20 protein-coding genes are annotated in these 22,207 nt (G+C 63.4%); 11 read left to right on the top strand and 9 right to left on the bottom strand.

Features of this window, described 5'->3' with window-relative positions; genetic code table 11:
- Positions 1–6: 6 nt before the first annotated feature.
- Together IQ25_RS01270 and IQ25_RS01265 are read left to right on the top strand one after the other, a co-directional pair.
- Positions 7–303 carry an integration host factor subunit alpha gene (locus IQ25_RS01270; RefSeq protein ID WP_181447152.1) on the top strand — a complete coding sequence of 99 codons (297 nt, stop codon included), beginning with the start codon at positions 7–9 and terminating at the stop codon, positions 301–303.
- Positions 304–313: 10 nt separating this feature from the next.
- Complete coding sequence (locus tag IQ25_RS01265; protein ID WP_144901469.1) at positions 314–724, top strand: MerR family transcriptional regulator; 411 nt, start codon at positions 314–316, stop codon at positions 722–724.
- 512 nt (positions 725–1,236) lie between these two features.
- Here IQ25_RS01265 and IQ25_RS01260 read toward each other — a convergent pair.
- Positions 1,237–1,782, bottom strand: coding sequence for a SixA phosphatase family protein (locus tag IQ25_RS01260; RefSeq protein WP_144901467.1), 546 nt, complete (start codon positions 1,780–1,782; stop codon positions 1,237–1,239).
- The gene (locus IQ25_RS01255) at positions 1,779–4,499 is read right to left on the bottom strand and encodes an ATP-dependent DNA helicase (RefSeq protein ID WP_144901465.1); all 2,721 of its coding nucleotides are present in this window, start codon (positions 4,497–4,499) and stop codon (positions 1,779–1,781) included. Before IQ25_RS01255 ends, IQ25_RS01260 begins: the two co-directional genes overlap by 4 nt.
- A gap of 177 nt (positions 4,500–4,676) precedes the next feature.
- Between IQ25_RS01255 and IQ25_RS01250 the strand changes: the two genes are divergently transcribed.
- Together IQ25_RS01250 and IQ25_RS01245 are read left to right on the top strand one after the other, a co-directional pair.
- Entirely contained in the window at positions 4,677–5,504 is an 828-nt protein-coding gene (locus tag IQ25_RS01250; RefSeq protein ID WP_144901463.1) for a flagellin N-terminal helical domain-containing protein, read from the top strand.
- Between the two features lie 125 nt (positions 5,505–5,629).
- Positions 5,630–7,237 carry a lysine--tRNA ligase gene (locus tag IQ25_RS01245; RefSeq protein ID WP_144901461.1) on the top strand — a complete coding sequence of 536 codons (1,608 nt, stop codon included), beginning with the start codon at positions 5,630–5,632 and terminating at the stop codon, positions 7,235–7,237.
- A 1-nt stretch (position 7,238) separates the two neighbouring features.
- Here IQ25_RS01245 and IQ25_RS01240 read toward each other — a convergent pair whose 3' ends face one another.
- Both IQ25_RS01240 and IQ25_RS01235 read right to left on the bottom strand, forming a co-directional pair.
- The gene (locus IQ25_RS01240; protein WP_258536922.1) at positions 7,239–9,104 is read right to left on the bottom strand and encodes a DUF885 domain-containing protein; all 1,866 of its coding nucleotides are present in this window, start codon (positions 9,102–9,104) and stop codon (positions 7,239–7,241) included.
- Positions 9,095–9,772, bottom strand: coding sequence for a prolyl hydroxylase family protein (locus IQ25_RS01235; RefSeq protein WP_144901457.1), 678 nt, complete (start codon positions 9,770–9,772; stop codon positions 9,095–9,097). The genes IQ25_RS01240 and IQ25_RS01235 overlap by 10 nt, the downstream gene beginning before the upstream one ends.
- Positions 9,773–10,029: 257 nt before the next feature.
- Here IQ25_RS01235 and IQ25_RS01230 point away from each other — a divergent pair, with 257 nt between their 5' ends.
- Positions 10,030–10,395 (top strand): MarR family winged helix-turn-helix transcriptional regulator, encoded by a 366-nt coding sequence (locus IQ25_RS01230; protein ID WP_144901455.1) that lies wholly within the window; start codon positions 10,030–10,032, stop codon positions 10,393–10,395.
- A 66-nt stretch (positions 10,396–10,461) separates the two neighbouring features.
- Here the strand turns inward: IQ25_RS01230 and IQ25_RS01225 are convergent, their stop codons facing one another.
- Complete coding sequence (locus tag IQ25_RS01225; RefSeq protein ID WP_144901453.1) at positions 10,462–11,541, bottom strand: RcnB family protein; 1,080 nt, start codon at positions 11,539–11,541, stop codon at positions 10,462–10,464.
- 136 nt (positions 11,542–11,677) lie between these two features.
- Between IQ25_RS01225 and IQ25_RS01220 the strand changes: the two genes are divergently transcribed.
- From IQ25_RS01220 to IQ25_RS01210, 3 genes are all read left to right on the top strand, one after another.
- Positions 11,678–12,268 (top strand): flavin-binding protein, encoded by a 591-nt coding sequence (locus tag IQ25_RS01220; RefSeq protein ID WP_246415404.1) that lies wholly within the window; start codon positions 11,678–11,680, stop codon positions 12,266–12,268.
- Between the two features lie 88 nt (positions 12,269–12,356).
- The gene (locus IQ25_RS01215) at positions 12,357–13,220 is read left to right on the top strand and encodes an AraC family transcriptional regulator (RefSeq protein ID WP_158637646.1); all 864 of its coding nucleotides are present in this window, start codon (positions 12,357–12,359) and stop codon (positions 13,218–13,220) included.
- Positions 13,221–13,231: 11 nt separating this feature from the next.
- Entirely contained in the window at positions 13,232–13,705 is a 474-nt protein-coding gene (locus IQ25_RS01210) for a DUF6265 family protein (RefSeq protein ID WP_144901449.1), read from the top strand.
- Positions 13,706–13,779: 74 nt separating this feature from the next.
- Here the strand turns inward: IQ25_RS01210 and ettA are convergent, their stop codons facing one another.
- Together ettA and IQ25_RS01200 are read right to left on the bottom strand one after the other, a co-directional pair.
- Positions 13,780–15,459 (bottom strand): energy-dependent translational throttle protein EttA, encoded by a 1,680-nt coding sequence (gene ettA, locus IQ25_RS01205; RefSeq protein WP_144901447.1) that lies wholly within the window; start codon positions 15,457–15,459, stop codon positions 13,780–13,782.
- 131 nt (positions 15,460–15,590) lie between these two features.
- A complete protein-coding gene (locus IQ25_RS01200; protein ID WP_144901445.1) occupies positions 15,591–16,481 on the bottom strand; it encodes a hypothetical protein in 891 nt (296 codons plus the stop codon).
- Positions 16,482–16,574: 93 nt separating this feature from the next.
- Here IQ25_RS01200 and IQ25_RS01195 point away from each other — a divergent pair, with 93 nt between their 5' ends.
- Positions 16,575–17,939 (top strand): M28 family peptidase, encoded by a 1,365-nt coding sequence (locus IQ25_RS01195; RefSeq protein WP_246415405.1) that lies wholly within the window; start codon positions 16,575–16,577, stop codon positions 17,937–17,939.
- A gap of 85 nt (positions 17,940–18,024) precedes the next feature.
- Here IQ25_RS01195 and IQ25_RS01190 read toward each other — a convergent pair whose 3' ends face one another.
- Both IQ25_RS01190 and IQ25_RS01185 read right to left on the bottom strand, forming a co-directional pair.
- Positions 18,025–19,038 (bottom strand): sensor histidine kinase, encoded by a 1,014-nt coding sequence (locus IQ25_RS01190; protein WP_246415406.1) that lies wholly within the window; start codon positions 19,036–19,038, stop codon positions 18,025–18,027.
- Positions 19,039–19,157: 119 nt separating this feature from the next.
- Positions 19,158–20,405 carry an acetyl-CoA C-acetyltransferase gene (locus IQ25_RS01185; protein WP_144901440.1) on the bottom strand — a complete coding sequence of 416 codons (1,248 nt, stop codon included), beginning with the start codon at positions 20,403–20,405 and terminating at the stop codon, positions 19,158–19,160.
- 136 nt (positions 20,406–20,541) lie between these two features.
- Here IQ25_RS01185 and IQ25_RS01180 point away from each other — a divergent pair, with 136 nt between their 5' ends.
- The gene (locus tag IQ25_RS01180) at positions 20,542–21,744 is read left to right on the top strand and encodes a M20 metallopeptidase family protein (RefSeq protein ID WP_144901438.1); all 1,203 of its coding nucleotides are present in this window, start codon (positions 20,542–20,544) and stop codon (positions 21,742–21,744) included.
- A 17-nt stretch (positions 21,745–21,761) separates the two neighbouring features.
- On the top strand, positions 21,762–22,175 hold the full coding sequence (locus tag IQ25_RS01175; protein ID WP_181447151.1) for a hotdog fold thioesterase: 414 nt from the start codon (positions 21,762–21,764) through the stop codon (positions 22,173–22,175).
- The last annotated feature ends 32 nt before the right edge of the window (positions 22,176–22,207 follow it).

The raw sequence follows: 22,207 nt of genomic DNA, 5'->3' as shown, positions 1-22,207 counted from the left end.
TAAAGGATGCGTTCTGTAGGTACCCTGACACGGGCCGATCTGGCCGAGAGCATCAACCGCCGCGTAGGACTGTCGCGTGCGGATTCGCTCGAAATGGTTGAGTCCATCCTGCAGCACATGTGCGAGGCACTGGCTGAGGGTGAAAACGTGAAAATTTCGGGCTTCGGCACCTTCCTGCTGCGCGACAAGGCGGAGCGCATCGGCCGCAATCCCAAGACCGGCATCGAAGTGCCGATCACGCCGCGCCGCGTGCTAAGCTTCCGCGCCAGCCAGATGCTCAAGGACCGCATCGGCCAAGGCTGATCATCAGCGGATGAACGCTCCCCAACTTCCCGATGCCGGACCTGACCCGGACGACGGCAAGGAACCGGGCGCATTCCGCACGATTGGCGAAGTGGCCAAGACGCTCGGCATCCGCCAGCACGTCCTGCGTTATTGGGAAGAACAGTTTCCCACGCTCCGCCCGCTCACCCGAGCGGGCGGCCGCCGCTACTACCGCCCCGAAGACGTCGCCCTCATCACCGAAATCCACCGCCTCCTCCACAAGGAAGGCTTCACGATAAAGGGCGCAAGGCAGGCGCTGCGGGGGAAGAAGGGGGCTGCTGTAGCTGTGCTCCCGTCGCCGGAGCCAGCCCCGCATGCCTCGGATGAACAATCCGCGGCACCACTGGTGAACTATCTGCAATCAATCCGCGACCGGCTGGCTGCTGCGCTGGAAGAGTAGGGTTCGCCATAAATGGCCAAGCCCCCCGTCGAGCATGGGGCGACACGGTCCTAAATTGGCAGACTGGCCTTGTAGAAAGATTTTCGCCGCCCCGTGCTTGACACGGGGCTGGGCTTGCTTTGACAACGTGACGTTTGTCAGGATCGCTCTATTGTGAAGTTTGGTCGCCTCTTCATGTTTTGAAGCGCCATCATGAAGTGCGCTTATATCGGTACCAGATCAGAATCTACTCTTTTTACGACAGGGCAAGACTTTCCGATTTTCACTCCATGGCGCCTGAAGTGAACTCCACCCCAATAAAAACACATCTTCCCAGAAATTCTATGACGCGGTGAATATGGAACCTCTTTAGGTTGATCGCCGCCAATGAGAATGACGCTGATATTCTTGCTGAAGACCGGGGGATAGATCCCAACTAAAATGTACAAAATATCCAAGAGTAGGAATACGGCGGCGTACATGCTGTAACGGAGCAATCTTCGTTTAGGGATCCCGACCTCCACTAACGAACCTCAATCCACCAACACCGGCCCCAGCGTCGGATCCAAATCCCGAGGCCGCTTGATCTCCACCAACCGTGCGCAGCCTTCCGCCACGTCCGCCCAATCGTCCACATCAAGCTCCATCACCGCAAACGTCGCGGTCGGGAACTTCTCCTCCACCACTTCCCGCAACGGTGAGGAGCCATCATCGGGCACCAGGTCGAAGATCAGGTCCTCCAGCCCCGGATTGTGCCCGATCATCAGCACGCTTTTCGGATCGCCGGATAGTTCCTTCAGCAGGTCGATCAGTGTGGCGGAACTGGCGAGGTAAATCCGTCGGTCCCATTCAACCTTGAACGTGCACTTCCACGCCTTGCTGCTTTCCTCGACCGTCTCGGCCGCGCGGACGGCGGGGCTGGCGATCATTCGGTCGAACGTGCGGCCGGTGTCGCGGATATATTCGCCCATCGCCCGCGCGCCGCGCTTGCCGCGTTCGTTGAGGGGGCGGTCGAAGTCCCGCGCGCGCGCATCGCTCCAGTCCGATTTGGCGTGGCGGAAAAGGGCCAGTGTCTTCACGAAATCCCCTCGCGCGGTGTCTGTGCACTCTCCCGTCCAGAAACACTGGCGCTCACGCTTTGTAAAGCCACATCAAGCGTCACGCGCCGGATCGGTGTGCCTGCAGGAAAGGCCGAGAGCAGCCGCGAGGGGAAGGCCGAGGACAGCACCACGAAGTGCCCCTTGTCCCCGGCAGAGCGGATCAGCCGCCCGAAGGCCTGCGCCAGCCGCGCCCGGATGATCCTGTCGTCATAGGCCGAACCGCCGCCCGCCAGCCTGCGCGCGCGGTGCAGGATCGAAGGCTTGGGCCAGGGCACCTGCTCCATCACCACCAGCCGCAGCGAATCCCCCGGCACATCCACCCCGTCGCGCAAGGCATCAGTGCCGAGCAGCGAGGCGCGCGGATCGTCGCGGAAGATATCGACCAGCGTGCCCGTATCGATCGGATCGACATGCTGCGCGAACAGCGGCAAGCCGCCGCGCGCCAGCCGGTCGGCAATCCGGCCATAGACTGCGCGCAACCGCCGGATCGCGGTGAACAGGCCCAACGCCCCGCCGCCCGAAGCCTCGATCAGCCGTCCATAGGCCGCCGCCAGCGCCGGAATGTCGCCCTTGGGCACGTCGGTCACGATCAGCACTTCTGCCTGGGACGCATAGTCGAACGGACTGTCCGCCGTGAACAGGCGCGGGGCAATGTCGAGATGCGGCGCTCCACTGCGCTCCACCGCGCTCGACCAGTCGTCCCCATCGCGCAGAGTGGCCGAGGTCATCATGACCCCGTGCGAAGGCGCCAGCACGGCATTGGCAAAGGGCTTCATCGGATCGAGGTAATGCCGGTGCAGCCCCACATCCCACTCGCGCCCGTCGGAACGCTCGACCGCAATCCAGTCGACAAAATCGGGATCGCCCGGACCACCGAGCCGTGCCAGCAGCGCAATCCATCCGGCAATCAGGTCGCTGCGCCAGCCGATGGCACTGCGCGCCCCCTCGATTCGCGCCCGCGCCGGGCCATCGAGCCAGTCTGGCCCATCTTCGACAATCGCCTCAAGCCGCAACCCCAGCCGCACCAGCGGCTTGCGCAGTGCTTCCAGCGCCTCCTGGGCCCTTCCGGCAACCTCGATAAACCCGCCGTCCAGCTGCGCGATCTCGGTCTCGAGCCCATAACCCGCTTCCTGCCCGCCGCTTTCGTCGCGCGCATAGGCCAGCGCCCGCGCCGCGCTGAGCAGGTCTTCAATCGGCCCCGATGGCGTGCCTTCCACCACCCGCGCCAGCCAGCCTTCGGAGGGCAGGGCTTCTGCCGCCTCGCGCGCCTGCGCAATCGCGCGCTCGCCTTCCTCGTCGTAGCTGGCAACGTCGGCCAGTCGCGCCGAAAGCCCGCGCCGTCGCCCGCGAGACTTTCCCTCCGGCCCGATCACCCAGCGCCGCAGCTCGATCGTCTCTGCGCCCGTCAGCGCTGCCGAGAACGTCGAGTCCGCTGCCTCGAACACGTGATGTCCTTCGTCGAACACGATCCGTGTCGGCCGCTGCGCCGCATCACGCCCCCGCGCGGCGTTGACCATCACCAGCGCATGATTGGCAATCACAAGTTCCGCATCGGCCGAAGCCCGCGCGGCGCGCTCGATGAAGCACTTCCGGTAATGCGGACACCCGGCATAGACGCATTCACCGCGCTGGTCGGTCAGCGCCGCGATGCCGCGCTTGCGGAAAAGCGTGCCTAGCCAGCCCGGCAGGTCCCCGCCGATCATGTCGCCATCCTGCGAGTACGCCGCCCAGCGCGCTACCAGCTGCGCCAGAATTGCCGCCCGCCCGGCAAACCCGCCCTGCAGCGCGTCCTCCAGATTGAGCAGGCAAAGGTAGTTCTCGCGCCCCTTGCGTACCACAACCGGCGGCTTGCCATTGCGCGAGGCCGGGAACGCCCGCCTGCTTTCCCGCCGCAACTGTCGCTGCAGCGCCTTGGTATAAGTCGAAACCCAGACCGTCCCGCCCGATTGCTCCGCCCACAATGACGAAGGCGCGAGGTAGCCGAAGGTCTTGCCCGTGCCCGTGCCTGCCTGCGCCAGCACCACGTGCGGCTGGCCCTGGCCCTGCCGCGGCGCGAACATGCGCGAGGCTTCGCGCGCATAGTCCTGCTGCGTCGGCCGCGCTTCCGCTCCCGCACCGGTCAGGTCTTTCAAACGAGAGACCACTGCCGTCTCACCCAGCACCACCTGGGCCGGCTGCGGCCGCTCTGCCGCTTCCTCCCACTCCGGCAGCTTGGCGAACAGCCAGCGCTCCGCCCGCTCGGGCTTCCTGATCCGGGGCCCAAGCAAAGTGGCCCAAGGCCAACGCATCCGCACCAGCGATTGCAGCGCCGTCCACGCCCCCTCACGCTCGGCCCAGTCCGCACTCTCGCACGTCGCCAGCAAAGCCTCGGCGGCCTCCTGCAACAGCCCCGGGACCTTGTCGTCACCCGCAGGCTCGTCCAGCCCCAGTGCATGAGCCAGCCCCTTGGGCGTCGGAACCATGAAGCGCGCCGGATGCACGAAAGCGAACAGCTCCAGCAGATCGAGCCCGGAAAGATCGGGATAACCCAGCCTGCTCGCCACCAGCGGCGCGTTCAGCATCAGCAGCGGCGTATCGGCCGCCGCCACGATCGCGTCGCCCTTGCCAACGCCGCGCGTGGCAAAGCCGTCGCGCAGCCAGCACCCGCCATGGCTTGCGTGAATCGCTGGCAGCGAAAGGGCAGGGCGCTCCGTCACAGCCCAGCGTTAGAACAGGAATGGAACATCGGGCAACCCCGTCACGCGTGAAAACGCAAACCTTTCACCGCGATTCACCAATGCCCTTAAAACCTCAACACGCCCGCCGTCCTTCTCACCAGCAACCGATACCGGCGTGTCCCACCAGATGCTCCGGCCCATAGTGGAGAATGGGAAATGGCAGTCATCAACACAAATATCAGCGCGGTTCGCGCGACTAATGCCTCGAATACGGCCAACAAGATGCTCGGCACCGCAATGGAGCGCCTCTCGACCGGCAAGCGTATCAACGGCGCCAAGGACGACGCCGCAGGCCTCGCCATCAGCACCACCATGACCTCTCAGATCAAGGGCATGGGCCAAGGCGTCCGCAATTCGAACGACGGCATCAGCCTTGCACAGACCGCCGACGGCGCCCTCAACGAAGTGACCGCAATGCTGCAGCGCATCCGCGAACTCGCAGTGCAGTCTGCCTCGGGCACCTATCAGGACGCCACAGACCGCGTCTACATGCAGAGCGAAGTCGATCAGCTCACTGCGCAGGTCGATCAGATCATCACCAACACGAACTTCAACGGTGTCCAGTTGTTCGACGGCAGCGTCACTTCGATCACGATCCAGGCCGGTTCGGACGCTTCGGACCAGGTCATCCTGGACATCGCCGATCTTACCACGCTCGCCGCTTCGGGCGGTGCAGCCGGCTCCTACGACGTGTCGACAGCAACAGCGGCCAACACCTTGCTAGGCACGCTGGACTCGGAGCTGGACTCGATCTCGGGCGCGCGTTCACTGCTCGGCGCAGGCCAGAACCGCCTCGAATCGGTGATCAACAACCTGAACGACAACATCACCAATCTTTCGGATGCCCGTTCGCGCATTCTCGATACCGACTACTCGGCGGAAACCACCGCCATGGCCAAGGCCCAGATCCTGTCGCAGGCATCGACCGCGATGATCGCTCAGGCCAACCAGGCCCAGCAGAACGTCCTCTCGCTTCTGAAGTAAGCCTCCCTCAGAAGCCTCCACGGAAGGGCGGGATCGCGTGCGCGCGGTTCCGCCCTTTCGGCTTTGTTTCGAATGCCCCCTTTTCGCTTGCGCGAGCCGCGCTCAAGCGCAAAAGGGCGGGCACTATGACCGATGCAATCCACACCGCCGCACAGACCTCCAAGGCTTGGCCCTTCGAGGAAGCCCGCAAGATCATCAAGCGGTATCCCGGCGGCAAACGCGATGCGTCCGGCGAACTGGTGCCGGTGCTGTTCGAGACCGGTTACGGACCATCGGGCCTGCCGCACATCGGCACCTTTCAGGAAGTTCTGCGCACCACCTTCGTGCGCCGCGCCTATGAAGTGCTCACTGGCGGCCACCCCACGCGCCTCGTCGCCTTTTCCGATGACATGGACGGTCTGCGCAAGGTGCCCGACAACGTGCCCAACAAGGCGCTGCTTGATGCCCATCTTGGCCATCCGCTCAGCCGTATTCCCGATCCATTCGAGAAGTTTGAAAGCTTCGCCCACCACAACAATGCGATGCTGCGCGATTTTCTCGATCGCTTCGGCTTCGATTACGAGTTCGTTTCGGCTTCGGATCGCTACAACTCGGGCGGGTTCGATGATGCGCTGAAGAACGTCCTGCGCAACTGGCAGGCGATCATGGACATCATGCTTCCCACCTTGCGTGAGGAGCGCCGCAAGACCTACTCGCCAGTCCTGCCGGTTTCGCCGACCACCGGCGAGGTCCTGCAGGTGCCAGTCGAAGTCGTCGACGCTGAAGCCGGTATCGTCCGCTTCACTGACAGCAACGGCGAAACCATCGAACACACGATCCTTGGCGGCTGGTCCAAGCTGCAATGGAAGGTCGACTGGGCCATGCGCTGGGTCGCCCTTGGCGTCGATTACGAAATGTGCGGCAAGGACCTCACCGACAGCGTCACGCAATCGGGCAAGATCGCCCGCGTTCTCGGCGGCCAGCGCCCCGAAGGCCTGATCTACGAACTCTTCCTCGACGAGAAGGGCGAGAAGATCTCCAAGTCCAAGGGCAACGGTTTGACCATCGAGCAATGGCTCGAATACGGCAGCGAAGAATCCCTGGGCTTCTACCTTTTCCGCGAACCCAAGAGCGCCAAGTCGCTCCACGTCGGGATCATCCCCCGCGCTGTCGACGAATACTGGCAGTTCCGTGAGAAGATCCCCGGTCAGCCGGTGGAGCAGCAACTCGGCAACCCGGTCTGGCACTTGCTTCGTACAAACGGCTACCATGGTGGCGAGGGTGAGAGCCTGCCGGTTACTTACGGCCTGCTGCTCAACCTCGTCGGCGTGCTTGGTGCGCAGGCTACGCGCGATCAGGTCTGGTCCTACCTCGGCAACTATGTCGAGAACGCCGATCCCGCCGCGCATCCCGCGCTCGATGGTCTCGTCACCCGCGCGCTCGCCTACAACCGCGATTTCATCGCGCCCACGCTCCAGCGCCGCAAGCCCGAAGAGAACGAGGCCAAGGCCCTTGCCGCGCTCGACGAGGAGCTGGCCGGAACTTCCGACGATGCAACGCCTGAGGAACTTCAGAACATCGTTTACGAGATCGGCAAGGACCCGCACTACGGGTTCGAGCAGCTGCGCGACTGGTTCAAGTGCCTCTATGAAACCCTGCTCGGCTCCAGCGCAGGCCCGCGCATGGGCAGCTTCATCGCGCTCTATGGCGTGGCCAATACCCGCAAGCTGATCGCAGAAGCGCTGGGCGACTGAACTATCTGGCTGCGCGGGTGCGAGCGATCCACCCGCGCACCTTGCCCTCCAGCACTGCCATCGGCAGCGCGCCACTACCCAGCACCTGGTCGTGGAAACGGCGGATGTCGAACTTGCGGCCCAGCGCGCCCTCGGCTTCCTTGCGCAGCCGCTGAATCGTCAGCGCGCCGATCTTGTACGACAGGGCCTGCCCCGGCACCGCAACGTATCGGTCCACTTCAGCCTCGGCATCGCTGCGCCCCATGCCAGAATTGGCGAGCATGTAGTCCACCGCCTGCTCCCGGCTCCAGCCCTTGGTGTGCAGTCCGGTATCGACGACCAGCCGCATCGCCCGCAGCATTTCGTCGTCGAGCGTGCCCCAGTGCTGCATCGGGTCCTTGTAGAACCCCATCTCGTAACCCAGCGTCTCGGCATAGAGCGCCCAGCCTTCGATATAGGCCGTATTGCCGCCAAATCGCTGGAAGTCGGGCAGGTTTGCGTTCTCCTGCGCCAGGCTGATCTGGAAGTGATGCCCCGGCGCCCCTTCGTGCATGTAGAGCGTGGTCATTCCGGTCAGGAACCGGCTTTTCAGATCATAAGTGTTGAAGAAGAACGTTCCCGGTATCGAACCATCGGACGATCCCTGCGCATAGCTTCCGCCCGCCTCGAACTTCGCGCGATAGGCGGGGTAGGGCTGGATCTGCAACTCCGTGCGCGGCAAGTGGAGGAAGTAGCGTGGGGCCAGCGCATCGACCTTGCGCGCCGCCAGTCGGAAGCCCTCGGCCAGTTCCGCCTCGCTCTTGGGATGATAGCGCGGATTGGCGCGCAGATCGTCGAAGAAGGCGCGCAGGGGACCGCTGAAGCCAAGCTCGGCCTTCACCTGCTCCATCTCGCGCTGGATGCGCGCCACCTCGCGCAGGCCCAGATCATGGACTCCCGCAGGATCGAGATCGAGCGTCGTGTTCGCCCGCACCAGTTCGCGATAGAGTTCTGCCCCGCCAGGCAGGGCCGAAAGCCCGACCTGCTCGCGCGCGACCGGACGATACTCATTGGCAAGAAACCGGCGCAGCGTGCGGTAGGCGGGATAGACATCGTGGCGCACCACGTTGCCCAGCTCACGCCGCAGCCGCACCCGCTCGCCTACCGGCACGTCCTGCGGGAAGTTCCGCGCCGGCGACATGAATGGCGAGCGTTCCATCGGCTGGGCAAGCAGTGCATCGATCTGCGCGACCATGTTGTCCACCGTAAGCCGTGGCTCGGTCACGCCTGTGGCCATGCCCTCGCGGAAGCGCGCGATCGCGTTGTCGAACACGCGCCCCAGCACGCGGTGGCGCGCGATCAGCAGTTCGTAATCCCCGGTGGTGTCGAGCGCCAGGCCGCTGCCCGGCGATGATAGCTCGGGGTAGGCGACGTGAAAGCCGCCAAAGTGATTGAACGGCCGCAGTTCAAGCAGCGTCTGCGATTCAGGCGCCAGCAGCGCCTGCTCGGTCCGCTTGGCATCTTCCAGCACCGCGCGCGAGAGGCGGTGTCCCTCGTCCAGCCGCGCCGGATCGATCCGCGCCAGCCGCGCCAGCACTTCGGCATTGGCTTCCCGCCGCTCGGCCGCCAGCTGCGGCGTAAACAGCATCAGCAAATCTTCTGCGGAAACCTTCTGTCCCTGCTGCAGCGCGCCCAGTGGATCGAGCGCGAAGCCGCGCCGCATTTCGTCTGCGAACAGACGGTCGAGTGCTGCATTCTGCGAGAGTTGTGGGGAAGCGACCGGCTCCGCGTCGATCCGCGCCACAGCGCGCTCGTCGGCCAGCGCGTGCCCGAGTGCCGCGCTCCCCGGCGCGGCCAGGGCAAGAGCCCACGCGAATCCGGCATATGCCGCGCGCAGGCTTACTGCCACGGGCGCGCCCGGTACCATTTGGTCAGGACGTATTTCACGCCTTTCACAACCGGCATGCCGGCGTGCATTGCATTGGGATTGGGCGTGCCATCAGGCTTCATGTTGTTCCAGATAAGCAGGGCGCCCGGTTGGGGCGGTATCGAAAGGTCGACGCGGGGAAAGTCGGTCGTCCCGCCTTCCTCCACGGCATTGAGATAGGCCATTGCCGTCCAACTACGCTGTCCCCCTCGCTTCTGTTCCGCCTCCCAGAACGGTTGCGAGGGCAGGAAGTGATCATAGTGTCCGCGAAACTCTTGTCCCGGTTCATAACGCTGCCCCTGGATCGTCTCACCGAGAGCTGGATCGATCCCCATCAGATCATCGATACGCCGCTGCAGCATCAGCACGAACGGATCGAACGGATCGACGTCGCCGGTGTAGCTCGTTCGCCCCGTCGCGTCGCTACCCTTGTACGTGGGGGAGGGGCGCGCCACTGCATCGACAATGGCAATCAGGCGGTCGCATTCAGCCTTCGAGAAAAAATCCGCTACCCCAAATATTTCCAGTTCATCGCGCGGAATTCGATAAACGCCGGCGTCGTGTTGAAGACGATTGCGAACAGTTTCACCAACCCTTCGAAGTGCATTTGTCTCGGCAGTTGACTGGGTCTTCTTTGCAAACAAGGCCATGCGTTGGCGTCTCATATTCTAGCGCTGATGTGCTGGCTAACCAGATCAATTGGTCCGAATTGGATACATGATACGAATTTCATCAAGCATTCTGCTACTGATTGGGTTAACCATGAAAACAGTTGAATTCGCAAGCGGTCGCCAATTGATCAGGAACGTCGGTCGGACATGCACGTTCAAGGTGCCGTCTGGCGTCTTTAAGTGCAAGGGTTTTGCCCGGATGCCATGGTCTTTGTCCGCCCGCCCGGGAGCATTTCTTGGACGCCATTTCCGATCCCGATCTTGAAAGCCTCCGCCTCGCCTTGTCGCTCTATGCGCTGCGTCGGAAGCGTGATGCCGTTTCCGCGCGCAAAGGCCTGTTCGGCGAACCAGGATGGGACATTCTGCTCGATCTGTACATCGCCGATCGTCGACGTACTGAAATCCAGGTCTCAAGCGTGTGCCTCGATGCGGGGGTCCCTTCGACCACGATCCTGCGCTGGATTTCGCGATTGGAAGAGGAAAATCTCGTCTATCGCGAAGCGGATACGACCGATGCCCGCCGCCGCTACGTACGACTGACCGACGATGGCCGCGCCCTGATGCGCAGCGTCCTCAAGGCCATGTCCGGCACGGGCCTCTAAACGCACCGCGCATGGTAAAAGGCCCCCGCACCTTACGATGCAGGGGCCTCCCTCCATGTACCAGTCTTACCAGAAGAAGTCGTAGATCACGTCCACCACTTCGCCCGAATAGGTGTCGACCAGCAGCACGTCGTCGTAATACCGTACCCAGCGGTAACCGCCATAGGCCGGTGGCAGGCGATAGGACCACGGATCGTTGATCCAGTAGTTCTGTCCGTAGAAACCTGAATTCAGGAAGATCCCGATCGACAGGCGGCTGTAGTTGTACCCGCGATAGGGCGCGTAGTAGCGGGGCAGGCGGTAGATGCCGCGATTGACCGAGCGATAGTGGCTCCAGTTGTAGCGGTTGTCGCGACGCCAGTCGTTGTTCCAGCGGCGGTAGTCATTGGCACCGTGGTTGCGCCAGTTGTCGCGCCGCCAGTTATCATTGCGCCAGCTGTCATGGCCCCGATAATCGCGATGGCGGTTGCGATCGCTGTAGGTGCCGTTCCGGTCGCGGTTCCAGTCCCGACCATCGCGGTTCCATTCGCGCCCGTTGCGGTCCCGGTTCCAGTCGCGGCCGTCGCGGTCACGACCATCGCGGTTCCAGTTCCTGCCGGCTTCGGGATTGGTCCCGTTCCACCGGGTGCCATCCCAGCCGCGCTGCGGCACGGCCGGCGTGCCCACCCGGTCTGGAGCAGGACGGTTCACCGTGCCCGACTGCCAATCGCGTCCCCGACTCTCGCGGCCCTGATTGTCCCGTCCCTGCTGCCGACCCCAGTCGCGCTGGGAGCCCTCGGCGCGACCCTGCCATGCAGGCTGCGAAGGCCTGTCAGGGCGCTGCTGGGCCTGCGGATTGGAACCGCCCCATGCAGGGCGCTGCTGTGCCTGCGGATTGGAACCACCCCATGCTGGACGCTGAGGCTGGACTTGTGCCTGCGGCGGGCGTTGCGGACGCGCCTCTCCCTGCGAATCACGGCGCCACTCGGCGCGTGGACCCTGTCCGGCCTGCTGGTTGCGGAAATCGCCGCCGCCACGCTGCCATCCACGCCCGCGTTCCTCGCGCTGCTCTGCCTGGGCCAAGGCCGCTGAGGGAATTGCCGTCGCGGTCATGGCCACGGCCAGCACCGCAAGCGCGCTGTTTCTGAAGATTGACTTGGGCAACATGGTCGCCGACCTTTCCCGAAAACCAGACCGAAAATCGTTTTGCGGTCCGTGATGACGCCTTGTTAGATGATTCGCACTGTCCCAAGTCTGAACCGGTTGGGTTGCCTTCCGTTCATGTTTAGCTGGAGAAAGCTGAATGGATTTGACGCTCGATAGCGTCCTCGCCGAAGCCATTTCGCGGCTTCAACTGGCGGCACGCGATCGCCACCATGCAATGCACACGCCGGTCGTCGCAACGCCTGATGGAGACATGCGCATCATGGTCCTGCGCGAAGCCAGCGAGGGGCTCTCAACCTTGCGTTTCCACACCGACCTGCGCAGCCCCAAAACGGCCTTGATCGGCCAAGGTGCACCTGTCGGCGTGCTCGCCTACGATCCGGTCGACCGGGTTCAATTGCGCATGCGCGGAGAAGGCCGGATCGAGCAGTACGGCTCCATCGCCGACGCCGCATGGGACCGCGCCAACGCCTCCAGCCGCCGCTGCTATCTCGCCGGAACCGGTCCCTCGGGCGTCCTCGCCGCGCCCGGCTCCGCGCTTCCGGACCATCTGCTCCACCGCGCGCCGACGCTCGACGAAACCCTGCCAGCGCGGGAGAACTTCTGCGTCCTGCTCGTCGAAGTCCGCTCGCTCGACTGGCTCCACCTCACCCACGAAGGCGGCACTCGCGCCCGTTTTACCCGGTCGCAAGCCAATGCGCCGTGGCAGGGGGCTTGGTTGGCTCCATGACTCGGGCAAGCGCGGTTTGCGCAAGATCGGGAACGACGACGGGTGGAAGCAGCGGCAAGATCGCGCCAGAAGGATTGGAGAGCCCGCGATGAAACCTGACCAGCGAAGCCGCTACGCCGCCCGGATCGAGCGCGCAATTGCCCTGCTCGAACGCAGCCTTGCGACGGGCGAGGCACCTGTTCTTGCCGACCTCGCAGCAGCAGCGGCGATGTCTGAGTTCCACTTCCACCGCATCTTCCGCCTCATGACGGGAGAGGCGCCTGGCGCTGCGATCACGCGTGCAAGGCTGGCAGGCAGCCTCCCTGTCCTTTCAAGCCATGGCATCGGCGCGGCCACGGGCCAGAGTGGTTATGCCACCTCGCAGGCCTATGCCCGTGCTCTGCGCGCTGCCACCGGTCAGACGCCGTCGGCGCTGGGTAGTGATGCGCAGGCCCTCGATCTTACTGCCAGAGCCCTTGCCGAACCGTCCGGAGCGCAAGAGACGCCGCTGAGGATCGAGATCGTGGAGCTTGCTCCCTTGCGGCTGCTCGCTGTCCGCAATGTTGGGGCTTATGCGGAACTCAACCGGGGCTTCGGTCATCTATTCGGGCTCGTACTCGCCCAGATCGGGCCCGAGAGCCTTCAGGCGATCTGGGGAATGCCGTTGGACGATCCCCGCTTTGCTAGGCCCGAAAACTGCAGCTTCATTTGCGCGCTCGACACTGGCGGCCACGGCGAAGCGACGGGCGATCTCGAAGAGCATCGGCTGCCAGGAGGCCACTATCTCTCCTTCTCGGCTACCGGCAACTACGATGCTCTCCATGACCGGATAGATGTGCTCTACATCGATCTGCTGGAGCGTGATCTTCCTTTGGGAGACGGGCCGGTTCTGATCAACTATCTCGACGATGCTGATGAGGTGTCCCCACCTGACCAGCGCGCGCATGTCTATCTGCCACTGGCTGCGGAATGAGGGAGAACACCATGAAAGCAGCGCTATTCATCGTTGCAACCATGGTGCTGCTTCCTGCAAGCGCCATGGCTGCACCCGCTGCTACGCTCGCTGACATCGCGTGGATGGAAGGCAGCTGGGAGGGCGAGGGGATCGAGGGCGCCCCGGCGCTCGAGGCCTATGCGCCGGCTGCCGGAGGCCAGATGGTCGGCCACTTCCGTCAGCTGAACAAGGATGGTTCGGTGATGTTCTACGAACTGATCACCATCGTCGAGGACGGCGGCTCGCTCGCCTATCGCCTCAAGCACTTCAACGCCGATCTCACCGGCTGGGAGGAGAAGGACAAGGTCGTCTCCTTCCCGCTCACCGACCGCAAGGGAGACCGGCTGGACTTTTCCGGCCTCGTCTATGAGCGCACCGGCAAGGACAGCATGACCGCTTCGGTCAGGGTCACCGAAGGCGGCAAGACCGAAACCATCGTCTTCCACTTCCGCCGCAAGGGCTGACTTCACACACACCGAAAAAAGCCCCGCCAGCCACAAAGGCTGACGGGGCGTCTTCAATCACAAAACGCGTAGGATCAGCGCGTAAGCTTCTTGTACGCCAGCGCGGTCGGGCGATCGGCCGCATCGCCCAGACGGCGGCGCTTGTCTTCTTCATAGGCCGCGAAGTTTCCTTCGAACCATTCGACGTGGCTGTTGCCTTCGAATGCGAGGATGTGCGTCGCCAGACGGTCGAGGAAGAAGCGGTCGTGCGAAATGACCACGGCGCAACCGGCAAAGTTCTCGATCGCGTCTTCCAAGGCTGCCAGCGTTTCGACGTCGAGGTCGTTGGTCGGTTCGTCGAGCAGCAGCACGTTGCCGCCAGCCTTCAGCATCTTGGCCATGTGCACGCGGTTGCGCTCACCGCCCGAAAGCTTGCCGACATTCTTCTGCTGGTCCGCGCCCTTGAAGTTGAACGCGCCGACATAGGCACGCGTGCTCATGTCCTGCTTGTTGACGGTCATGTAGTCGAGGCCGTCAGAGATTTCCTGCCACACGTTGTTGGCAGGGTTCAGATGGTCACGGCTCTGGTCAACATAGCCCAGATGCACGGTCGAACCAATTTCCACCGTGCCGGAATCAGGCTGTTCCTTGCCAGTCAGGATCTTGAACAGCGTGGACTTGCCCGCGCCGTTCGGCCCGATGATGCCGACGATGCCGCCCGGCGGCAGCATGAACGAGAGGTCTTCGAACAGCAGCTTGTCGCCATAGGCCTTCGAGATATTCTTGACCTCGATGACCTTGCCGCCAAGGCGCTCGGGCACCTGGATGACGATCTGGGCCTTGCCGACCGGACGGTTGTCCTGCGCGTTCTGCAGTTCCTCGAACTTGCGCACGCGCGCCTTGCTCTTGGTCTGGCGTGCGGCGGGGGTCTGGCGGATCCACTCGAGTTCGCGCTGCAGGGCCTTCTGCTTGCCGCTTTCCTCGCGGCTTTCCTGCTCCATGCGCTTGGCCTTCTTCTCGAGATAGGTCGAGTAGTTGCCTTCGTATGGGTAGTAGGAACCGCGATCGAGTTCGAGGATCCAGCCCACCACGTTGTCGAGGAAGTAGCGGTCGTGGGTGATCATCAGCACCGCACCCGCATATTCCTTGAGGTGGTGTTCAAGCCACTGCACCGATTCCGCGTCGAGGTGGTTGGTCGGTTCGTCGAGCAGCAGGATGTCCGGCTTCTGGATCAGCAGGCGGGTCAGCGCCACGCGGCGCTTTTCACCGCCCGAGAGGCTGTCCACCGCCCAGTCGCCCGGAGGGCAGCGCAGTGCTTCCATCGCGATCTCGAGCTGGTTGTCGAGCGTCCAGCCATCGACGGCGTCGATCTTGGCCTGAAGTTCGCCCATTTCCTCCATGAGCGCGTCGAAATCGACGTCTTCCGGCGGATCGCCCATGATGTTTGAGATTTCGTTGAACCTGTCGACAAGGTCAGCCGTCTCGCGCGCGCCGTCCTTGACGTTTTCGAGCACGGTCTTGGTTTCGTCGAGCTGGGGCTCCTGCTCGAGATAGCCCACGGAGATGTTCTCGCCGGGCCAGGCCTCGCCGGTGAAGTCCTTGTCGATCCCGGCCATGATCTTGATCAGGGTCGATTTACCTGCACCGTTCGGACCGACGATGCCGATCTTGGCACCCTGGTAGAACTGCAGGCTGATATCCTTGAGCACCGGCTTGGGTGCACCGGGGAAAGTCTTCGTCATGCTCTTCATGACGTAGGCATATTGGGCGGCCATCTTGCGTCCTTGGTCGGAATGTCGAGTTGTTGTCGCGCGCTCTACAGGCGCGCGCGCGACGGGGCAAGCGCGCCGCGCTTGGCCTGCCTGTTTGCCGTGGCGGCCTGCCGATTTCGCGGCAGCCCCATCGGTCAGTAGTAGATGAAGATGTACTGGTACGTGATCGATATCGGCTTGAACATCTGCATGCGGATGGGCCGGTTGACCTTGACCTGCGCGGTGCCTTGCGCCGCATCGACGCTCATCACCTCAACCTCGGCGCCAAGTATGTCGCTGAACACCACAGGGTAGGGCTTCTTGCGCGGATTGGTCTTGAATTCGGGATAGGTCTGGTGTCCGCCTAGAGCGTCTACAGTGAACACGTAACTGTAGCTGGCGTCCTGTCCATTGCGCCTCAGGTAGAGACGCATAGTCATCTGGTTGGTTTCCGGCTTGAACTTCTCGACCCGTAGTTCGAACTCGCCATGGGTGTCGTCGGGCTGCATCATCCTGACGGTGTAGGGTACGGGCTCGATCGGAATGGCGCCCTGTTCGGCCTTGTCCTTGGCGCCCGAGAGGAAGACCCTGTCCAGCCTGCGGTCGCCGTCGCCGTCGACAAAGCAAAAGCGGACTTCGGTATCGTACTTCGAAAACCAGTTGCCGATCATGTATTCGCCGAATTTCGAGCGCGTGCGCTGGTTCTCTCCGCAATACATGCGGCCATCGGTTCCCGTCAGCCGCTCCGTCCGTTGTGATGCCAGAACCGGCTCCAGCCGGGTTCCTGCAGCAACGTTATCGGTGAACTTCGCGATGGCGACCGAAATGGGAGCATCGACCGTGACGATCTCGGTCTCCAGAATTTCGCCACGCAGGACCACGTCGCCTTTGCGAACGGTAAACGGCTCGCGCAAAGGGTGCTCGGACTCCTTGGGAATGACGGTTTCCGGCAATGGAACCACTGCGGTCCGCGCCGCCGTAAGAAACGCAAGGCATGCAACAGCCGCGACGGCGCGCCCAAAGCGCCGACCGAACTCGCTCGACATCAGATTTCCCCCCGGATACCAATCGGCTCATCAATGCCTTTCCCGGAAACGGGAAGCAAGATCAGCCCTGCATATGAAGGACCGTCCCCGATCATGAAATGTGCTCAAAATGGAACAATGTCTCCGGCTCCTGCGCGCGGTCTCACGGTCCTTTCTCTTGCTATGCTTGCCGCGCTGTCTCCGGTCGCAGCCCATGCCGCACCGGATTCCACGGCCTGGGACCTGCTCGCCGGTCTTACCAGCGAAGTGGGCCCGCGCCTTGCCGGGAGCGAGGGTGAGGCCCGGGCTCGGGTCTGGGCCGAAGCGCGGCTCAAGGCGCTCGGCTTCAGCAAGGTCGCCATCGAACCCTTCCCGATCCGCGGCTACGTGCGCGGCAAGGACGAGGCTAGCATGACCACGCCGATCCCGTTCAAGCTGGCTGTCACTGCACTGGGTTACAGCGGCACTACGCCGGACAAGGGCATCGAAGGCGAAGTCGTCTATTTCCAGACGCTTGATGCGCTGAAGGCGGCCCCCGCAGGCTCGCTCACCGGCAAGATCGCCTTCATCGACCACGCGATGAAACGCAGCCAGGATGGCAGCGGTTACGGCCCCTACGGCCAGGTCCGCCGCGCCGGGCCGGGCATTGCTGCTGCGAAGGGCGCAGCGGGCGTCGTCATCCGCTCAATAGGCACCGACAGCCACCGCAACCCGCACACCGGCGGCACCAATTTTCCGCAAGGGATCAAGCCGATACCGGCAGGCGCTGTCTCCAACCCCGACGCCGACCTGATCGCCCGCATCGCCCGCAGTGGCAAGCCGATCCGCCTCAACCTGACGCTCACCGGCAAGACCGTCGACGGGCTGCCTTCGGGCAATGTCATCGGCGATCTGCCGGGCCGCGATCCCTCGCTCCCGCCGATCCTGCTCGGCTGCCATCTCGACAGCTGGGATCTCGGCACCGGCGCGATCGACGACGCGGCTGGCTGCGCGATCATCACCGCCGCCGCGCTCAAGGCGCAGGAGGGCGGGGCCACTTTGCGCACCATTCGCGTGCTCTGGGCCGGGTCTGAAGAGATCGGCGGCTTTGGCGGCAAGGCCTATGCCGACAAGCATGGCGAGCCCCATGCCCTTGCAATGGAAAGCGATTTCGGAGCGGGCAAGGTCTGGCGCGTGCAGTTCAACATGGGCGACAAGGCCCTGACCGACCGCATCGCCGTCGCACTCTCGCCGATGGGAATCGTGCGCGGAAGCGGCAAGGCGGACGGGGGGACTGACGTCGAGCCGGTGATCGAAAAGCAGAAGCTGGCGGTGGTCGATCTCAACCAGGACGGCACCTACTACTTCGACCTGCACCACACTCCGGACGACACCCTCGACAAGGTCGATCCCGCCGATCTGGCGCAAAATGTCGCGGCCTGGACCGAGGTGCTCAAGATCGTGGCGAACGAGGCGGGGCCGATCACCGCAGCGCCCTGATCGCCCTGCCACGGCGGGCGCGAGTTGGGGCTTTGCCTCCGGGAGTTGGGGGGGAGTTGCCCGTTTGCCTCGGAGAGTTGGAGAACTAGCCTGCGTCCTCGGGAAACTCGACGATGGTGGTCACGCCTTGGGTGCCGTCGATGGCCACCGTGCCGCCAAGTTGCGCGGCAAAGCCCCTGATGATCGTGGTTCCAAGCCCGCGATGGCGCTGGACCGGCGCTTGCGGATCGCTGGAAAGGCCCCGGCCGTTGTCGGCAATGGTCAGCCGTAACCGGCCCGCCGCGATCCGCTCCAGTTGCAGCCGCACTTCGCCGGAGTCGCCATCGGCAAAGGCATGCTTGATGCTGTTGTTGATAACTTCGGTGATCAGCAGCATCAGCGTCATCATCCGGTCGATGGCGAGGTGCGCGTCGACCGCGTTAACAAAGACGGTGACATGGGTTGCCTCGGCCACCTCCTTGGCCTGCGCCACCACGCTCTCGATCTGTTCGGGCAGGGGAAGGCCGCTGGCGGCGGGATCGTAGAGCTGGCGGTGGACGCGACCCATCAGCTCGATCCGCTTGTCGGCACTTTCAAGCACGGCCACGGCGGTTTCGGGCGCCCGCTCGATCTGGCGACGCTGCAGGCGCAGCATCGAGGAGATCGAGGCCAGATTGTTGGCTACGCGGTGTTGCAATTCCTTGAAAAGCAACGTCTGTTGGTCGGCCATGGCGGCCAACTGGCGCTGGCTTTCCAGCAAGCGTTCCTGCCGCTGCTGCAGTCCGTCGATCAGCAGGATGTCGACCACGATAACCGCCGCAAAGAACAGCAGCGCGGTCGCTACCGGCCAAGACACTGCAAAGGAATTTACCGGGGGAATGAAAAAGTACCAGGAGGACAGCAGGCTCAACACACCACACAGGGCCCCGGGGCCCCGGCCTGCGATGAAGGTCGTGACGATGACGGCTGGAAAGTAGGTAAGAAAGGGAAAGCCGGGCGGCAGAATATGGTCGGCAGCTTGCCTGATCAGGGTTGCCAGTCCCACAAGTGCAATGGAAAATGCATAACCAGACAGTTTTCCGCTGAGTGGCCGGAATAGAGTGCGCGGAAATCTGGTCATCTTGCGCAGACGACTGCCATCGGGCGGCGCGCTTTGCAACGTAACAATTGCAACTGTGTGAAAAGAAGGGGCCGGCATCGCCGATGCTGGCCCCTGATGCTTTCAGATCCGCAATTCTATTAGATGCGCTCGATGATGATCGCCGGGGCCATGCCGCCCGCTGCGCACATCGTGACGAGGCCGTAGCGTCCGCCGGAGCGTTCGAGTTCGTCCAGCGCAGTGCCGATCAGGATCGACCCGGTCGCGCCGATCGGATGGCCCAGCGCCATTGCGCCGCCGTTGATGTTGACCTTTTCGCGGTCCAGTTCGAGGTCGCGGATGAACTTTTCGGCAACCACGGCAAAGGCTTCGTTGATCTCCCAGACGTCGATGTCGTCCTTGGTCAGGCCAGCCTTTGCGAGAACCTTCTTCGCGGCGGGGACCGGGGCATTGAGCATCAGCGTCGGATCATCGCCCTGGTTGGCATAGGCGACAATGCGCGCGCGAGGCTTGAGGCCGTGCTTTTCGGCATAGGCGGGCGAGACGATGAGCAGCGCCGCTGCGCCATCAACGACGCCCGATGAATTGCCGGCGTGATGGAAGTGCTGAATCTCGACGTCGGGATAGCGGCGATTGATCTGCTTGCGGAACGTGGTGCCGCCAAGATCGAAGTCGGCAAGGCCCGAAAAGCTGGGCTTGAGCGCAGCGAGGCCTTCGGCGGTGGTTTCTGGACGCGGGAATTCCTCGCGGTCGAGAGCGACCGAGCCATCATCGTTCAGCACGGGCACGACCGACTTGGCGAAGCGGCCTTCCTTGATTGCCATGTCGGCGCGCTGCTGGCTGACCAGCGCCAACGCGTCGAGCGCTTCGCGGCTGATGCCTTCGATGCTGGCGATGGCATCGCCGCACACGCCCTGGTGCGACTGCGGATGGATTGCGTCGAGTGCCATGTTGCCTGCACCCATGCCGAGCGGCTTGATGCCGGCATTGGCCTGTTCTGCGCCATGGGCTGTCGTAAAGCTCATCATTTCGGTGCCGCCTGCGATCACGCAGTCTTCCATGCCCGACATGACGGATGCGCAGGCGAGATTCACCGACGTGATGCCACCGCCGCAGAACCGGTCCAGCGTGGTGCCCGAGGCCGAGATGTCATACCCTGCTGCCAGCGCGGACATGCGCCCAAGATCGCCACCCTGCTTGCCGACTTGCGACGAGGTCGACCAGATGATGTCATCGACCGTCGAGGTGTCGAGATTGTTGCGGTCCTTCAGCGCCTTGAGCACGGTGGCGGCAAGGTGCTGCGGATGCAGGTGCGACAGCGCGCCCTTGCCGGGCTTGCCAACTCCGCGCGGGGTGCGAACGGCATCGATGATATAGGCTTCAGGCATCGGGTTTATCTCCGTCGGAAACTATTTAACCGACCGATTAACGTGTCATGCCCGCTCGTGCAAGCCTTATCCCTCAGGCTCGACAGCAGGCCCGCAACGTGTCAGCCTTGAGGCATTCAGACAACAAGAGGCCCTCATGCTTCACCACGAACTGCTCGAACAGGCGCGCGGGCTTTCCGATGCCATTGTTACCCTGCGCCGCGCGATCCACGCCGAGCCGGAGCTTGGTTTGCAGACGCCCAAGACCCGCGACAAGGTGCGCGCTGCGCTTGCTCATCTGCCCCTGGATTGGCGCGAAGGTCCTTCGACGACCGGCCTGGTTGCGACGCTCAAGGGTGGAGCCGGAGCGGGCCGCCGAGTGCTGCTGCGCGGCGACATGGATGCTCTGCCAATGAACGAGGAGACAGGGCTCGATTTTGCCTCGACCATTCCGGGCGCAATGCACGCCTGCGGCCATGACACGCATACCGCAATGCTGGCGGGCGCGGCCGAGCTGCTCTGCGCGCGGGCCGACCAACTGGCAGGCGAAGTGCAGTTCATGTTCCAGCCGGGCGAAGAAGGCTTCCATGGTGCACGGTTCATGCTTGATGACGGGCTGATCGATCCGCTGCCCGATGCGGCTTTTGCCTTGCACGTGATGCCCAACAGCCCGCACGGACTCGTCGCCGGTCGCACAGGCGCTTTGCTCGCCTCTGCCGACCAGTTCGACATCGTCGTGCAGGGTCGCGGCGGCCACGCCTCGATGCCGCACGATGCGCTCGATCCTGTGCCCGTGGCCTGCGAGATCGTCACCGCGCTGCAGGCGCTGGTAACGCGCAAGTTTCCGGTGAGCGATCCGGTGGTGGCGACCGTCGCCAAGATCGAAGCGGGCACGGCGCACAATGTGATTGCCGATCGCGTAGCGATGCGCGGCACCCTGCGCACGCTTTCGCCCACGAACCGCGCCCGCCTGCGCGAAGTCCTCGAGCACGCGGCACAGCATATCGCCGCTGCCCACGGCATGACCGCAGACGTCACGATCACACCCGGTTTCCCGGTGACGGTGTGCGACGGGCGCGCAGTGGATCTTGGCGAGCAGGTGGTCCGCGATCTGATCGGCGAGCAGGGTTTCCACCGCCTCGACAATCCGATCATGGGGGCCGAGGACTTCTCATACGTGCTGGAGAAGGTGCCCGGGGCGATGTTCTTTCTGGGCGTGGCGCACGAGGGCGTTGACTGGCGTTCGTGCTGTTCGATCCATTCGACGCGGATGATGGTCGATGAAAGCGTGTTGCCGCTTGGTACGGCCGTGCTGGCTGGTTGCGCCGAGAAGTTCCTGCGCGAGGGTTTTGCGGCGTGATCTGGTGGAACGGGGAGATGCCTTCGCTTGAGCGCCTGACGCGGCTCGGGAGTTCCTCGATGCCCGCGCACCTCGGCATCGAATTCGTCGATTGCGGGGAGGACTGGATCAGTGCGCGGATGCCGGTGGATCATCGCACGCACCAGCCTTTCGGTCGTCTGCACGGAGGTGCATCGGTAGCACTCGCCGAGACGATCGGATCGATGGCGGGCGCGATGGTGATTGATCCTGAAAGGTTCGTCTGCGTCGGCATGGAGATCAACGCGAACCACCTGCGCCCGGTCCGCGAGGGCTGGGTTCTTGCAACCGCGCGGCCCGAGGCCCTGGGCCGCAGCACCCACGTCTGGTCGATCCGCATCCATGACGAAGCGGACAAGCTGGTGTGCATTTCCAGACTGACGCTGGCGGTGATTCCATTGGAGCGCAGATGATGTTGCTGTTTTTCATGCTTTAAAAGGGAACC

This window comes from Novosphingobium taihuense (genome assembly GCF_007830315.1).
Lineage (GTDB): Bacteria > Pseudomonadota > Alphaproteobacteria > Sphingomonadales > Sphingomonadaceae > Novosphingobium > Novosphingobium taihuense.
This window is presented reverse-complemented; position numbering and strand designations above follow the sequence as displayed.